Here is a 15114-nt window from a genome sequence, read left to right as displayed (position 1 = left end):
CATTCTTATCCTGTTTAGATCGGGCGTGAACAACCATGAGGCACCGGTGGCGGTTGATCAAGTGTTTCATCGCAAGCGCGACCTTGTGTTCGCTCGGTCTTGGGCTTTTGCCGTGGTAAAATCAGCGCATCGCCGACTGAAGTGATTTGTGACAACCCGGGGTGCTGTTGCAACCCTTAGCATATAGGCTGTTTTCCACAGAGAAGACGCTATAAACCGTTGCCTGATGGGCTCGAATTGATTGGCTATTAGGAGCCCATTTATATGTCGTTCACGCGTAGACAAGTGCTCGCAGGTCTTGCGGGTTTGAGTGTTATTGGCCTTGGCGTCGGTGGTGCTCGCCTGTGGTTGGGTCGTCCGTTTAATCAAGAGACCCACGATTATGAATTAATCGCCGCCCCGGTTGATCTAGAGCTGGTGCCTGGGCATATGACGACTGCCTGGGGCTACGGCGGCTTGGCTCCCGGCCAAGAGATTCGCTGTCGTCAGGGCGATCTGTTGCGTGTGCGCTTTATTAATAAGCTGCCTGAGCAGACCACGATTCACTGGCATGGTATCCGCTTGCCGCTGGAGATGGATGGCGTGCCTTACGTTTCGCAGATGCCGGTGCTGCCGGGTGAATACTTCGACTATCAGTTTGTGCCGCCTGATGCGGGCAGTTACTGGTATCACCCGCACCTTTTCAGTTCCGAACAGATGGGGCAAGGGCTGGTTGGGCCTTTGGTGATTGAAGAGCGTGAGCCCAGTGAGTTTAAGCATGAGCGTACGCTGAGCATAAAAAGCTGGCACGTTGATGAGCAGGGCCAGTTCACGCCGTTTAGCATACCGCGTCAAGCTGCGCGGGAAGGCACCCGCGGTCGCTTGTCGACCATCAACGCGGAGCATGTGCCGACGCTGGAGCTGCCTGCCGGGCAGGTGGTGCGGCTGCGGCTTATCAATCTTGATAACACCATTACCTATCGCTTGAATTTGCCCAAGGGCGATGCCCGGATCTATGCAATCGATGGCAACCCAATCGATCCTCGCGACATAGGCAAAGAGTATTGGTTGGGTGCCGGCATGCGTCTTGATCTGGCTGTTCGGGTGCCGGAGGCAGGAACAGAATTATCCCTGCGCAATGGTTCTGTACGCTTAGCCACGCTTAAGAGTGTGGCTTCGACCGAGCCTGCGGCTGACTGGCCAGCGGCATTGCCCGCCAACCCTGTGGCTGAGCCGGATTTGGCTAACGCTGAGACCATTAAATTCAACTTTGAGTGGGCGGCATCGCTGGCAGACCCTAATCAGAAAGGGCCAGCTAAGTACTGGCAAATTAATGGTCAGGCTTGGGATATTAACGACAAAACTTGCGCTGATCGGCCCATCGCTACGCTTAAGTTGAATAACAGCTATATTTTTGAACTGCGCAATATGGCGCAGTACCTGCACCCGATTCATTTGCATGGTATGACCTTTAAAGTCCTCAGCTCGAACCGCAAGAAGATCACTCCGTACTTCACCGACACCTATTTATTGGGCAAGAATGAAACCGCAAAAATCGCTTTGGTTGCCGATAACCCGGGCGTTTGGATGTTCCACTGTCACGTGATTGATCACATGGAAACCGGTCTTATGGCCGCTATTGCGGTGGTTTGATGCGCCAACCGAGAATTATTGATCGCAGTCAGGATCAACACTTTATGCAAGAAGCGCTGCTGCTGGCCAGGCAGGGTGCTGCGCTGGGTGAGGTTCCGGTGGGGGCAGTGCTTGTGCAGGGCGGCGAGATCATTGGGCGTGGTTTCAATTGCCCAATTTCAACCCATGACCCAAGCGCCCATGCCGAGATGGTGGCGGTACGTGATGCGGCGAAGCACTTGGCTAATTACCGTTTACCGGGTAGCACGCTGTACGTCACCTTAGAGCCTTGCAGCATGTGTGCAGGGCTGATCGTTCATGCCAGAGTGGCGCGCGTGGTATTTGGTGCGACCGAGCCCAAGGCGGGGGTGGCCTTGAGTCGCGGTGAGTTTTTCAGCCAAGCCTTTCTTAATCATCGGGTAATGATTGAAGGCGGAGTGTTGGCGCAGGAGTGCAGTGAGGTGCTAAGCGCATTTTTCAAGGCGCGCCGTGGGAATGGGGCGGGCTAGACAGTCAGCCCATGCTTAGAGTGGAGGTGACTCTGCTTCGATCGACTCTTTACTCACGCCTGGCAGGTGCATGCTGCTCTCGACAACTTGATTGCTTTCAAGTTGAGGCTGGGTCACCCAGGTGAGAATGTCGTAATAACGGCGGATGTTGCGCACAAAGTGCACGGGCTCGCCGCCCCGGGCATATCCATAACGCGTTTTGCTGTACCACTTCTTTTGCGCCAGGCGCGGCAGAATAGACTGCACGTCGACCCACTTGTTGGGGTCCAGGCCTTCGGCCTCGGTGAGCTTTCGGGCATCTTCCAAATGCCCGCCGCCAACATTGTAGGCGGCGAGGGCGAACCAGGTGCGATCCGGTTCTGGAATGCTGTCCGGGAGCAATTCCTTCACGTGAATGATGTATTTGGCACCGCCTTCGATGCTTTGCTTGGGGTCGAGTCGATTCGATACGCCCATAGCTTGCGCGGTGCGCAGGGTCAGCATCATAAGCCCGCGAACCCCAGTTTTAGAGGTGGCGGTGGGTTGCCATAGCGATTCCTGATAACCCATGGCGGCGAGCAGTCGCCAGTCCATATTATTGCTGCGTCCTGCCTGGCGGAAGAATTGCTCGTAGCGCGGTAAGCGTTTTTGCAGGTGCTGAGCAAAGGTGTAGGCACCCACATAGCCGAGTACATCGACATGGCCATAATAACGGTCGGTTAGGCGTTTGAGACTGCCGTTCTCTTTGGCGCGGGCGATGAAGGCGTTGACCTCATCGAGCAGGCTATGGTCTTCGCCCGGTTTTACTGCCCAGGCGAGATTGAGTGAGTCACCGAGGTCGAATGCTACGCGTACATTGGGGAAATACACCTGATTCATTGCCAGCTCATTGGAGTCAACCAGTGTCAGGTCTATCTGGCCTTCATCCACCATGCGCAGCAAGTCGACGATTTCGACGTCGGAGGATTCTTCGTACTCAAGTGTTGGCATCTGCACTTTTAGCTCAGCCAGCTGTTCGGCGTGGCTGCTGCCCTTAAGCACAACAATGTGTTTGCCAAGCAAGTCTTCCGGACGAGTAGGGCGGCGTTCGCCATTGCGGTAGATAACTTGTGGGGTAACTTCGAGATAGGCTTTGGAAAACAGTGCCTGTTGTTTGCGTCCAGCGCTATCGACCAGACCAGCGGCAGCCAATACCGGACCATCTGCACTGTTTAAACGGTTAAATAAATCATCGAGATTGTCGGCTGTTTCGATTTTTAGTTCGACTTTAAGATCGGCGGCAAATCGTTTAACCAGTTCATACTCGAAGCCGGTTTCACCATTTCGGTCCTGGAAGTAGGTTGCCGGGCTGTTCCTGGTGATCACCCGCAGTACTCCCTCCGCCTGCACTTGCTCAAGGGTTGTGGGTACTTTTTCTTCGGCACCACAGCCATTTAGCAGCAGAAGGATTCCGATCGCTGACAGCCATCTGGCGTAGCGCGTGCGGATCGCTGATTGGGAATACATCGATGCAGTATACGCAAAGGATTCGCCTTGCAATATCTCGACAGACGGGCGCATCTCTGCTAGCGCACAAACTGTCGTTTTGACGTTGCCAAACGGGTGATGTGTGCGGCGCTTTAGGCTAGAATGCACGGCCTCAAAGCACACCCCTTCCCAGAGGCTGTCATCGATGTTGATCCTGCGCGGCGCCCCCGCTCTTTCTGCTTTTCGCCACGGCAAGTTGCTTGAGCAACTTACCCGCAAAATACCGGCTGTTACTGGGCTGTACGCCGAATTTGCACACTTTGCCGATGTCGTCGGTGTTCTTAGCGCTGACGAAGAGCAAGTCTTGGCTCGTTTGCTGAAGTACGGGCCAAGTGTTGAAGTGCAGGAGCCAAGCGGTCGCTTGTTTCTCACGATTCCACGATTCGGCACTATTTCGCCATGGTCGAGTAAGGCCAGCGATATCGCCCGCAACTGTGGTTTGGCGAAAATTCAGCGCATTGAACGCGGTATTTCCTACTACGTTACCGGCGAGTTGGACGCCGCGGCGCGTGAGCAGGTTGCAGTTTTGCTCCATGACCGCATGACTCAGTTGGTATTGGATGACTTTGAAAGCGCTGCTGCGCTGTTCAGCCATGCAACGCCTAAGCCTCTCACCGTGGTTGATGTGCTGGGTGGTGGTCGTGCGGCATTGGAAAACGCCAACATAGAGTTGGGCTTGGCGCTGGCTGATGATGAAATCGACTATTTAGTCAGCAGCTTCGGCACCATGGGCCGTAACCCCCATGACATCGAATTGATGATGTTTGCTCAGGCCAACTCTGAGCATTGCCGCCACAAGATCTTTAACGCCAGCTGGGATATCGACGGCCAGTCGCAAGAAAAATCCTTGTTCGGCATGATCAAAAATACCTACCAGATGCACAGCGAAGGCGTCCTGTCTGCTTATAAAGACAACGCTGCAGTGATCGTGGGTAGCACGGCTGGCCGCTTCTTCCCTAATCCGGATACCCGCCAATACGGTGCTGTTACTGAGCCCGTGCACATCCTGATGAAGGTTGAAACCCACAACCACCCAACGGCGATTGCACCCTTTCCAGGCGCATCGACAGGTTCGGGCGGTGAGATTCGTGACGAAGGCGCAACCGGTCGTGGCGCTAAGCCCAAGGCTGGTCTGACTGGTTTTACCGTCTCCAACCTGCAGATTCCTGGCTTTGAACAGCCGTGGGAAGTGCCATACGGTAAACCTGAACGCATCGTGACCGCACTGGACATCATGATCGAAGGCCCATTGGGCGGCGCTGCGTTTAACAACGAATTTGGTCGTCCGGCGTTGACCGGTTATTTCCGTACCTTTGAGCAGTTGATTAACACGCCGCACGGTGAAGAAGTGCGCGGCTATCACAAGCCAATCATGCTGGCTGGCGGTATGGGCAACATCCGCGAAGATCATGTACAGAAAGCTGAAATCACCGTCGGCTCCAAGCTGATTGTGCTTGGCGGCCCGGCCATGCTCATCGGTTTGGGCGGCGGCGCAGCTTCTTCGATGGCCACGGGTGCCAGTTCCGCTGATCTCGACTTCGCTTCGGTACAGCGTGAAAACCCGGAAATGGAGCGTCGCTGTCAGGAGGTTATCGACCGTTGCTGGCAGTTGGGTGAAGACAACCCGATCAGCTTTATCCACGACGTTGGCGCGGGCGGTTTGTCCAACGCCTTCCCTGAACTGGTTAACGATGGCGAGCGCGGCGGTCGTTTTGACCTGCGCGCCGTACCGAATGACGAGCCGGGCATGGCACCGCTGGAAATTTGGTGCAACGAATCTCAAGAACGTTACGTGATGGCGGTAGATGCTGCTGATTTCGAACGTTTCAAGGCTATTTGTGAGCGTGAGCGTTGCCCGTTCGCGGTGGTCGGCGAGGCTACTGAGGAGCGCCACCTCACGGTTGCAGACAGCCATTTCGGTAACAATGCTGTCGATATGCCGCTTAATGTATTGCTCGGCAAGGCTCCGCGCATGCACCGTACGGCTGACCGTGAAGCGGAGGTGGGCGATGATTTCGATCCGTCCAAGGTCGACCTGAGCGAAGCGGTCACCCGCGTGCTGCATCACCCGGCTGTGGCCAGCAAGAACTTCTTGATCACCATTGGCGACCGCACCATTACCGGCATGGTCGCGCGTGATCAAATGGTCGGCCCGTGGCAGGTTCCTGTTGCCGATTGCGCAGTTACAGCTGCGAGCTTTGACACCTACAACGGTGAAGCAATGGCCATGGGCGAGCGTACGCCTTTGGCTTTGCTTGATTCACCCGCTTCGGGCCGCATGGCTATTGGCGAGACCCTGACCAATATGGCTGGGGCACGTATCGACAAAATTTCTGACATCAAATTGTCGGCAAACTGGATGGCTGCTGCTGGCCATCCGGGTGAAGATGCACGCCTGTTTGATACGGTTAAGGCCGTCGGTATGGAATTGTGCCCAGAGCTGGGTATCACTATTCCGGTGGGCAAAGACTCGATGTCAATGAAGACCCGTTGGCAAGACGGTGACACTGACAAGAGTGTCACCTCGCCGATGTCTTTGATTGTCACGGGCTTTGCGCCGGTCAAAGATATTCGTCGCACATTGACGCCAGAGTTGCGCATGGACAAAGGCGAGACCGATCTGATTCTGATCGATCTTGGCCGTGGTCAGAACCGAATGGGCGCCTCTATTCTGGCCCAGGTGTATGGCAAGCTGGGCAAGCAAGCGCCTGATGTTGATGACGCCGAAGACCTCAAGGCTTTCTTCGCGGTTATTCAAGGCCTGAACGCAGATGGTCGCTTGCTGGCTTACCACGACCGTTCAGACGGTGGGTTGTTGGCGACTGTGGTTGAGATGGCTTTTGCCGGTCACTGTGGTTTGAGCCTGCAGCTCGATACCCTGGCCCTTAGCCGCAATGAAATAGCTGGCGTGCTATTCAACGAAGAGCTGGGTGCGGTTATTCAGGTCAATCAGGACTTCACAGCTGAAGTGCTTTCACAGTTCTCGGCTGCCGGTCTGGATGATTGTGTGGCGGTCATTGGTAAGCCGGTCAATAACGGCCACGTCGAGATTAGCTACAAAGACCTCTCGGTATTCTCGGCTGAGCGTCGCATTCTTCAGCGTCAATGGTCTGAGACCAGCTACCAAATCCAGCGTCTACGCGACAATGCTCAGTGTGCGGATCAAGAGTTCGATGCACTGCTAGAAGAAGATAACCCTGGCCTCAGTGCCAAGCTGGGCTTTGATGTTAACGAAGACATCGCAGCGCCTTACATCAAGAAAGGTCTGCGTCCGCAGATCGCTGTTTTGCGTGAGCAGGGTGTGAATGGCCAGGTCGAGATGGCTGCTGCATTCGACCGTGCCGGTTTCAACGCTGTCGATGTGCACATGAGCGATATCCTGGCAGGGCGCGTTGACCTTGAGAGCTTTAAAGGTCTGGTCGCCTGTGGCGGTTTCTCCTACGGCGACGTGCTGGGTGCTGGTGAGGGCTGGGCTAAGTCGATTCTGTTTAACAGCCGTGCACGTGATGCGTTCAGCAGCTTCTTTGAGCGCAAGGACAGCTTCTCGCTGGGTGTGTGTAACGGTTGTCAGATGCTCTCCAACTTGCATGAGTTGATTCCGGGCAGTGAATTTTGGCCGCATTTTGTACGCAACCGTTCCGAGCAGTTCGAGGCGCGTGTGGCCATGGTGCAGGTGCAAGAGTCGGAGTCGATTTTCTTGCGTGGTATGGCCGGTTCGCGTATGCCAATCGCCATCGCTCACGGTGAAGGTCATGCCGAGTTCAAGAGCAAAGACGCGCTGGTTGAGGCTGACTTGTCAGGTTGCGTGGCCATGCGTTTTGTCGACAACCACGGCAAGGTCACTGAAAACTATCCGGCAAACCCCAACGGTTCGCCGCGTGGGATTACCGGCCTTACCAGTCGCGATGGCCGCGTGACAATCATGATGCCGCACCCTGAGCGGGTTTTCCGCGCCGTGCAGAACTCATGGGCGCCGGATGAGTGGGATGAAGATGGCGCATGGCTGCGCATGTTCCGCAACGCCCGCGTATGGGTTGACTGATGGTTTGGCAGGCTCTTTTGAGCCTGCCATTGTGTTACCTGAGGTGCGCCAGGTTAGCCCTGGCGACACCTGACTGTTTTATCGCTGTGGGCGTTCGTCCACGCTTCCCGATTGTTCCCGATACAGATTAAGCGTCAGCAATGGTCGCTGCTGCGTTGCTGTGGGCGCTCTACAGGATTGCCAGAATGTGATGGCAGTCATACTTCGTCGACTTCCGGGTTTAAGCAGCGCTGGCGGGGGGTTAGGGGTTGAACATTTCCGCAGTCTTCTAGTCTTTAGTTAGGCATATTCAAACTGTAGCTAGATAGATTGATGGCCAAATGACATTATTGGTTCGTGGATCTGGATTGCGGAGATATTGATGTACAAATTGTGCTTTTACGTGCCTGAAAGCCACCTGGAAACTGTGAAAACAGCGATTTTTGCCGCAGGCGCTGGGCAAATTGGTCACTATGATAGTTGCTGCTGGCAGGTGCCAGGGCAGGGCCAGTTTCGGCCATTGCCAGGCAGTCAGCCCTATTTGGGCAGTGAAGGGGTGGTGGAGCGTTTGTCCGAGTGGAAGGTCGAGTTGGTTGTGGCCGATGAGTTGATCCATGAGTCGGTCAAGGCGTTGAAAGCCAGCCATCCTTATGAAGCTCCAGCCTTTCAAGTATGGCGCCTGTCTGATTTGCAGTTTTGAATAAACGCTTTAACCCGGCCATCAGGGGGCAAATTAGCTCTGTTTCGGCTGCGCAGATAGTGGCCGAGAAAAGCGTCGATCACCTTACGGGCGGATCTCGATCAGGGTGCCGTCTTTAACCAATGACCAAATTTCGCGCATGTCTGTATTTTTCATGGCGATACAGCCGTTGGTCCAGTCCAGGGAGCTGAAGTACCACTCGGGGTACTCTTCGTCGATTGGGGTGCCATGGATCATGATCATGCCGCCCGGCGACAGCCCTTTATTGCGCGCCGCCGCTTGGTCGCGAGCATTGGGGTAGGAAATGTGCATCGACAACTGATAGTTGTCGCTGGTTTTGCGCCAATCAATCCAGTAAATACCTTCAGGCGTGCGCTGATCGCCTTCAAACTGCTTGTGCCCTTGAGGTTTTTTACCCAAAGAAACACGGTAGCTTTTGAAGGGCTGGCCTTTGCTGATCAACTGCAGCTTGCGTTCCGATTTCAGAATCAGGATTTTGTCGACGCGTTGAATGTGGCTGCTTTGCTGAGGAGGAGGCGGTATGGGTGTGTTTGCACACACATTGGTCATGACTGAAAAGCAGATTAAACACAGCAACCAGCGCATTAGAACGATATCCATATGGTCAAAAAGCTACTTTATAGTGCGCGCGCAAGGCCTCTAAGGACTCATTGCGGACCGGAAACTGAGCCGTTATGCGGTCGGCGAAGTAACATTCTAAAGTACGTCCGATTGTCGGGAAAGCCAGCTCTGACCAAGGGATGTCCGCCTCATCAAATAGCGCGACCTCCAGGCTTTCTTCGCCCACTGCAAAATCGAGGTCAGTCAGCTCTGCCCGGAAGAATACGTGCACCTGATTAATATGCGGTAGATCAATCAGGTTATACAGCGTCAGATCGTGGACGCGAGCGCAGGCTTCTTCTGCTGTTTCGCGCGCGGCAGCTTGTTCCATGGTTTCGCCATTTTCCATAAAACCAGCCGGTAAGGTCCAGAAGCCACGGCGCGGTTCAATTGCTCGGCGGCACAGGAGGATTTGCTGGTTCCAGGCCGGAATGCAGCCCGCGACAATCCGCGGGTTTTCATAATGAATCGTACTGCATAGCTCGCAGACAAAGCGTAAACGGCTATCCCCTTCAGGGATGCGATGGTTTACGGGGTTGCCACACTGACTGCAGAATTTCATGCCATTTCCTCACTGCTTATGGCGTATCTTGGCTTGATACGCCCGCTTGAATCAATCTCAGCGTCCTCAATAAGGCAATTTCGCCATTGTCTCAAGCTTGGGTGTGGCCAGCTTTCATGCCATTATCTCGGTAAGAAATAGAACACTGAGATTGCCCATGCTCGATGAGCTACTCCAACGTGTACGGTCTCATCAGCCGTTGATTCTGGGAACTGACCATGGTTTCCCTGAGGCGGCAGTGCTGGTTCCCATAACCCGCAGTGATGACCCTGAAGTTGTACTCACACTGCGTGCCAGTGGTTTGTCCACCCATGGCGGTGAGGTTGCGTTTCCGGGTGGGCGACGCGACCCTGAAGATCAGGATCTCGTGCAAACCGCGCTGCGCGAGGCCGAAGAAGAAATCGCATTGCCGCCGGGGCTGGTTGAGGTCATCGGCCCGCTCAGTACCCTGGTTTCGCGCCATGGTATTCAGGTGACGCCCTATGTGGGGGTGGTTCCCGATTTCGTTGATTACCGGGCCAACGATGGCGAGATCGCTGCAGTGTTTAGCGTGCCACTGAAGTTTTTCCGTGAAGACCCACGTGAGACCACGCATCGTATCGATTACCTCGGTCAGAGTTGGTACGTGCCGAGTTATCGCTATGGCGAATATAAAATATGGGGGCTGACGGCGATTATGTTGGTGGAGCTGATTAACCTGCTCTACGACGAATCCCCGATTGATTTACACACGCCACCCAAGCACTTCATTAGCCTGACATGAGGAAGATGAGCCATATGAAATACCGCTTAGGACAATCTACAGTCGAGGCGCACCCTGAAAGCTGGGCTGCACCGAATGCAACCCTGGTCGGCAAAATCAAGCTGGAACAGGGCGCTAGCGTCTGGTTTAACGCTGTGTTGCGCGGTGATAACGAGCTGATTCACATCGGTGAAGACAGTAACGTGCAAGACGGCACTGTCATGCATACCGATATGGGCTTTCCACTGACGCTTGGTAAGGGCGTGACCATCGGTCATAACGCGATGCTGCATGGCTGTACCGTAGGTGATTACAGCTTGATCGGGATAAATGCGGTAATACTCAATGGTGCCAAAATTGGTAAGTACTGCATCATTGGTGCGAACTCACTGATTGGTGAGGGCAAGGAAATCCCTGATGGCTCACTGGTCATGGGCTCGCCCGGCAAAGTGGTACGTGAACTCACCGATCAACAAAAGAAAATGCTTGAGGCCAGTGCTGCGCACTATGTCCACAATGCCCAACGTTATGCCTGTGATTTGGCTGAGCAAGAAGATTAATGAGTACTGAGCGTCCTGTAGCTTCGCCCTGCGTACATGTCTGTGCCCTGGATGACGAAGACATTTGCATCGGTTGCCAGCGTAACGTTGCAGAAATTACCCGCTGGAGCCGCATGGATAACCAAGAGCGCCGTGAGGTGCTGGTGCAGTGTCATCAGCGCGCAGTGAGCAAGGGTATTATTCTCTAGCGGTGACTCGCACCAATGACCCTGACGCTTTCTGCTCGGGTCGTCTTTCCCACAGTTGTTTGCTTAGCCCAAGGAATTGTTATGCCACGTATTGGAACCCCGTTGTCGCCAAGTGCGACCCGTGTATTGCTATGTGGCTCCGGCGAGCTGGGCAAAGAGGTGGTGATTGAGTTGCAGCGCCTTGGGGTTGAGGTGATTGCGGTCGATCGCTACGCCCATGCACCTGCCATGCAGGTGGCGCACCGCAGCCACGTGGTCAATATGCTGGATGGCGACGAGTTGCGCGCAGTCATTGAGCAGGAGAAACCGCACTACATCGTCCCTGAAATCGAAGCCATTGCCACTGCGACCCTGGCCGAGCTGGAAAGCGAAGGCTACACCGTGATTCCAAGTGCGCGTGCTGCTCAGTTGACCATGAACCGTGAAGGTATTCGTCGTCTCGCTGCGGAAGAGTTGGGCTTGCCGACTTCACCCTATGAGTTTGCCGACTCGTTTGAGGCGTTTCAGGCTGCGGTGGAGAACATTGGCTTCCCTTGCGTGGTCAAGCCGATCATGAGTTCTTCGGGCAAGGGTCAGTCTGTGCTTAAGAGTGCTGCTGATGTGCGTCCATCTTGGGATTACGCGCAAGATGGCGGGCGTGCGGGGAAAGGCCGGGTCATTGTCGAAGGCTTTATCGACTTTGATTATGAGATTGCCCTGCTGACAGTGCGTCATATCAACGGCACCACCTTCTGTGCGCCTGTCGGTCATCGTCAGGAGAAGGGCGATTACCAAGAGTCATGGCAGCCGCAGCCAATGAGTCCGAAAGCCATGGCTGAAGCTGAACGCATCGCGCTGGCGGTGACCGACTCGCTGGGTGGTCGCGGGCTGTTTGGCGTCGAGTTATTTGTTAAGGGTGATCAGGTCTGGTTTTGTGAAATTTCACCGCGCCCGCATGACACCGGCATGGTTACCTTGATCTCCCAAGACCTTTCTGAATTTGCCTTGCATGCGCGGGCCATTCTTGGTTTGCCGATCCCGACTATTCGCCAGTTTGGCCCGTCGGCTTCTGCAGTGGTGCTGGTTGAAGGTGAGTCGAAGCAAGTGAGTTTCGGTAATCTGGCAGCAGCTTTGGCAGAGCCAGATACGCAGCTGCGCTTGTTCGGCAAGCCGCAGGTGAGTGGGCAGCGACGCATGGGTGTGGCGCTGGCGCGGGACGAGTCGCTGGAGTCGGCGAGAGCCAAGGCAACCCGTGCGGCCAAGGCAGTAAACGTCGAGCTGTGAAGGCTCAAGGTTGGCGCTGGTGGCTGCTGCTTGGATTGCTGTCACCGGTGTTGTTGCCGTTAGCCGTCTACACGCGCCGCACGGCGCTGCGTCTTGAGCCTGCGGCTGGGGCTGATCAAGGTCTGGCAGGCTCCCAGTTCGTGGGGCCACCTTTGCGCTTGCTGGTGCTCGGTGAGTCAACGGTTGTCGGCGTTGGCGTCAGCTGTATGCAGCAAGCTTTGGTCGTGCAGTTGGCCGGTGAGTTAGCTGTACGTCATCAGCGACCGGTCGCTTGGCAGGCGTTGGGTGAGAATGGTATTACCGCTGCTCAGGCTTGTCAGCGTTTGCTGGGTCGGGTTCAGGCGGGTCCAATTGATTTGGCTGTGCTGGTATTCGGCGTCAATGACTGCAGCCATTTGACGACCCTGGGCAATTGGCGCTTGTCGTTAACCACGCTCGCGATTGGGCTGCAAGCCAGCGGTGCCAAGCTTGTCTTTACCGGTGTGCCACCGTTGCAGCATTTCAGCGCACTGCCTGGGTTGATGCGCTGGCTGCTGGGTGCCAGGGCGCAGCAACTGGATGCGCAGTTGCAGGTGCTGGCTGAAGCGCGAGACGCTCAGTACGTCCCCCTGAAGCTTGAGTTTTCTGCTGAGTACTTGGCGCTTGATGGTTATCATCCATCAAGCGCTGGTTACCGGTTGTGGGCGCAGGACTTGGCAGCTGCGATTACTCGCTAGCGTCGTCTTCTGATGCGCGGTTCTCCGCTTGCCAGGCTTTTACGCTTTTTACCCGGTTGTCAGACGATTGCAGAATTTCCAGGTGGTAGTCACCGATCTTCAGGCACACGGGGCTGTCAGGAATGCTTTCCAGTGCTTCGGTGATCAAGCCGTTCAGGGTTTTTGGCCCTTCGCACGGCAACTCCCAATCCAGGGCTTTGTTGATTTCTCGAACATATGCCGCACCGTCGATAACTTGAGTGCCGTCGTCTTGGGGGTGAATGTCGGGGTTGCGCAAGGTGTTCTGATTGCTGAAATCGCCAACGATTTCTTCAAGGATATCTTCCAGTGTGACGACGCCAATCACGTCACCGTATTCATCAACGACGATGCCGATACGGTGTTTCTGCTTCTGAAAGTTGATCAGCTGAGTTGAAAGTGGCGTGCTCTCAGGAACGAAGTACGGCTCCATGCAGGCACCCAGCAGGCTGTCTTTGGTCAGCTGATTGCTGGTCAGCAGCCGAGCAATCTGGCGGATATGCACCACGCCTTCGATCTGGTTGATGTCACTGCGAAATACCGGCAAGCGGGTATGGGTGGTGCTAACCAGCTGCGTGATGATGATTTCGATGTCATCTTCCAGATTGATTCCGGTGACCTCGTTGCGTGGAATCATGATGTCGTTGACCGTGACCTTCTCCAGGTCAAGGATGCCCAGCAGCATGCTCTGACGATTCTTCGGCAGTTCATGACCGGACTCACGGACAACGCTGCGCAGTTCTTCGGTGGTCAGGCTGTCGTTGTTTTTGCTGGTTGGATCAACGCCAACCAGCCTGAGAATGCCGTTGCTGATCCAGCCCAGCATGATTACCAATGGGTAAAACAGCTTAAGCAGGATGCTTAGGGGCATGCTGAACGGGTAAGCAACGCGCTCCGGGTGCAGTGCTGCGAGTGTTTTCGGAGTGATTTCACCGAAGATCAGCAGGGCGATGGTCAGGCCGATGGTTGCGATGGCGATACCAGCCTCGCCCCAGAGCTTGATGGCCAATACGGTGGCGATCGAAGACGCAAGAATGTTGACGAAGTTGTTACCAATCAGAATGGTCCCTAACAGCCGGTCAGGACGGCTGAGCAGGGCGCTGACGCGCTTGGCCCCGCGATGACCTTCTTTGGTCAAATGCCGCAGGCGATAGCGGTTAAGGCTGAGAATGCCTGTTTCCGAACTTGAGAAGAATGCTGAGCAAGCCAGCAGGAAAATCAAAACGCCAACCAGAAAGCCGGGGGGCAAAGTGTCCACGGGGTGCGGGCCTACCTATATGTGCAGAATGAATTCGCGAACCAGCTTGCTGCCAAAGTAGGCAAGCATCAGCAGGCAAAAGCCTGCCAGCGTCCAGCGAATTGCCTTGTGTCCACGCCAGCCAAGTTGATGGCGACCCCAAAGGAGCACGGCGAAGACGACCCAGGCGAAGCAAGAAAGGATGGTTTTGTGCACTAAATGCTGTGCAAACAAGTCATCAATGAAAAGTGCGCCCGATAATAACGACAACGAGAGCATGATCCAGCCAGCCCACAAGAAGCCAAACAGCAGGCTTTCCATGGTCTGTAGCGGCGGGAAATTTTTGGTCAAGCCGGATGGATGCTTATGTTTGAGCTGGTAATCCTGCATTGACACGAGCAAGGCTTGAAACACGGCAATGGTCAGCATGCCGTAGGCAATGATTGACAGCAGAATATGGGCAATGATGCCGGGCTCTTCATCGATGGGGTCAATGGTGCCAACGGGCATAAATTGCGCAAGCAATACGGTTATGCAGCCCAGGGGAAACAAAAACAGTAATAAATTTTCAACGGGAATGCGTAAGCAGGCCAGTAATGTGATGCTGATCACAGCGAAGGTGATCAGGCTGGCCGCATTGAAGAAGTCCAACTGCATGCCAATGTCGTGATACATCTGCACATACAAGCTGCCACCATGACACAGCAGCGCAAGCACGCCGAGCAGGCCTAGCAGGCGTTTGTCAGGGTTACTGCGCTTAGCAAGGCGCAGTCCTTGGTAGATTGCAGCGCCGCCGTAAAGGCAGGCAGCCGCTAGGCTGGGCAGCAATGGGTGCATAAATCCTAATAGGGAAAGCCCGA

At 54.9% G+C, this 15114-nt stretch carries 14 protein-coding genes; 9 read left to right on the top strand and 5 right to left on the bottom strand.

Going from position 1 to position 15114, the window contains the following annotated elements; genetic code table 11:
- Positions 1-264: 264 nt before the first annotated feature.
- Both ACIGCM_RS13725 and tadA read left to right on the top strand, forming a co-directional pair.
- Positions 265-1632, top strand: coding sequence for a multicopper oxidase family protein (locus ACIGCM_RS13725; RefSeq protein WP_397502619.1), 1368 nt, complete (start codon positions 265-267; stop codon positions 1630-1632).
- The gene (gene tadA / locus ACIGCM_RS13720; RefSeq protein ID WP_397502618.1) at positions 1632-2120 is read left to right on the top strand and encodes a tRNA adenosine(34) deaminase TadA; all 489 of its coding nucleotides are present in this window, start codon (positions 1632-1634) and stop codon (positions 2118-2120) included. The genes ACIGCM_RS13725 and tadA overlap by 1 nt, the downstream gene beginning before the upstream one ends.
- Before the next feature lie 15 nt (positions 2121-2135).
- Here tadA and mltF read toward each other — a convergent pair whose 3' ends face one another.
- Positions 2136-3605, bottom strand: coding sequence for a membrane-bound lytic murein transglycosylase MltF (gene mltF, locus ACIGCM_RS13715; protein ID WP_397502617.1), 1470 nt, complete (start codon positions 3603-3605; stop codon positions 2136-2138).
- A 166-nt stretch (positions 3606-3771) separates the two neighbouring features.
- On the opposite strand from mltF, the gene purL reads away from it, so the two are divergent.
- Both purL and ACIGCM_RS13705 read left to right on the top strand, forming a co-directional pair.
- A complete protein-coding gene (gene purL / locus ACIGCM_RS13710) occupies positions 3772-7668 on the top strand; it encodes a phosphoribosylformylglycinamidine synthase (protein ID WP_397502616.1) in 3897 nt (1298 codons plus the stop codon).
- 361 nt (positions 7669-8029) lie between these two features.
- Entirely contained in the window at positions 8030-8347 is a 318-nt protein-coding gene (locus ACIGCM_RS13705; RefSeq protein ID WP_397502615.1) for an NGG1p interacting factor NIF3, read from the top strand.
- Between the two features lie 84 nt (positions 8348-8431).
- Here the strand turns inward: ACIGCM_RS13705 and ACIGCM_RS13700 are convergent, their stop codons facing one another.
- Together ACIGCM_RS13700 and ACIGCM_RS13695 are read right to left on the bottom strand one after the other, a co-directional pair.
- Positions 8432-8917 (bottom strand): murein L,D-transpeptidase family protein, encoded by a 486-nt coding sequence (locus tag ACIGCM_RS13700; RefSeq protein WP_397502739.1) that lies wholly within the window; start codon positions 8915-8917, stop codon positions 8432-8434.
- 55 nt (positions 8918-8972) lie between these two features.
- Complete coding sequence (locus tag ACIGCM_RS13695; RefSeq protein WP_397502614.1) at positions 8973-9530, bottom strand: NUDIX hydrolase; 558 nt, start codon at positions 9528-9530, stop codon at positions 8973-8975.
- Between the two features lie 157 nt (positions 9531-9687).
- On the opposite strand from ACIGCM_RS13695, the gene ACIGCM_RS13690 reads away from it, so the two are divergent.
- The 5 genes from ACIGCM_RS13690 to ACIGCM_RS13670 all read left to right on the top strand — a co-directional run bounded on the left by ACIGCM_RS13690 (position 9688) and on the right by ACIGCM_RS13670 (position 12999).
- Positions 9688-10293, top strand: a complete 606-nt coding sequence (locus ACIGCM_RS13690) for a CoA pyrophosphatase (RefSeq protein WP_397502613.1) — start codon at positions 9688-9690, stop codon at positions 10291-10293.
- Between the two features lie 14 nt (positions 10294-10307).
- On the top strand, positions 10308-10832 hold the full coding sequence (locus ACIGCM_RS13685; protein ID WP_397502612.1) for a gamma carbonic anhydrase family protein: 525 nt from the start codon (positions 10308-10310) through the stop codon (positions 10830-10832).
- Positions 10832-11020, top strand: a complete 189-nt coding sequence (locus ACIGCM_RS13680) for a DUF1289 domain-containing protein (RefSeq protein WP_397502611.1) — start codon at positions 10832-10834, stop codon at positions 11018-11020. The genes ACIGCM_RS13685 and ACIGCM_RS13680 overlap by 1 nt, the downstream gene beginning before the upstream one ends.
- Before the next feature lie 81 nt (positions 11021-11101).
- Positions 11102-12283 carry a formate-dependent phosphoribosylglycinamide formyltransferase gene (gene purT, locus ACIGCM_RS13675; protein ID WP_397502610.1) on the top strand — a complete coding sequence of 394 codons (1182 nt, stop codon included), beginning with the start codon at positions 11102-11104 and terminating at the stop codon, positions 12281-12283.
- Positions 12280-12999, top strand: a complete 720-nt coding sequence (locus tag ACIGCM_RS13670) for an SGNH/GDSL hydrolase family protein (RefSeq protein ID WP_397502609.1) — start codon at positions 12280-12282, stop codon at positions 12997-12999. Before purT ends, ACIGCM_RS13670 begins: the two co-directional genes overlap by 4 nt.
- Here ACIGCM_RS13670 and ACIGCM_RS13665 read toward each other — a convergent pair.
- Positions 12989-14275 carry an HlyC/CorC family transporter gene (locus tag ACIGCM_RS13665; protein ID WP_397502608.1) on the bottom strand — a complete coding sequence of 429 codons (1287 nt, stop codon included), beginning with the start codon at positions 14273-14275 and terminating at the stop codon, positions 12989-12991. The genes ACIGCM_RS13670 and ACIGCM_RS13665 overlap by 11 nt on opposite strands.
- 15 nt (positions 14276-14290) lie before the next feature.
- Complete coding sequence (locus ACIGCM_RS13660; RefSeq protein WP_397502607.1) at positions 14291-15091, bottom strand: inner membrane protein YpjD; 801 nt, start codon at positions 15089-15091, stop codon at positions 14291-14293.
- Positions 15092-15114: the final 23 nt, after the last annotated feature.

The sequence above is a fragment of the Pseudomonas sp. NPDC078700 genome (assembly GCF_044542375.1).
Classification (GTDB): Bacteria; Pseudomonadota; Gammaproteobacteria; order Pseudomonadales; family Pseudomonadaceae; genus Aquipseudomonas.
The sequence above is the reverse complement of the archived record's forward strand: the minus strand, read 5'-3'. Positions and strand labels throughout refer to the sequence as shown.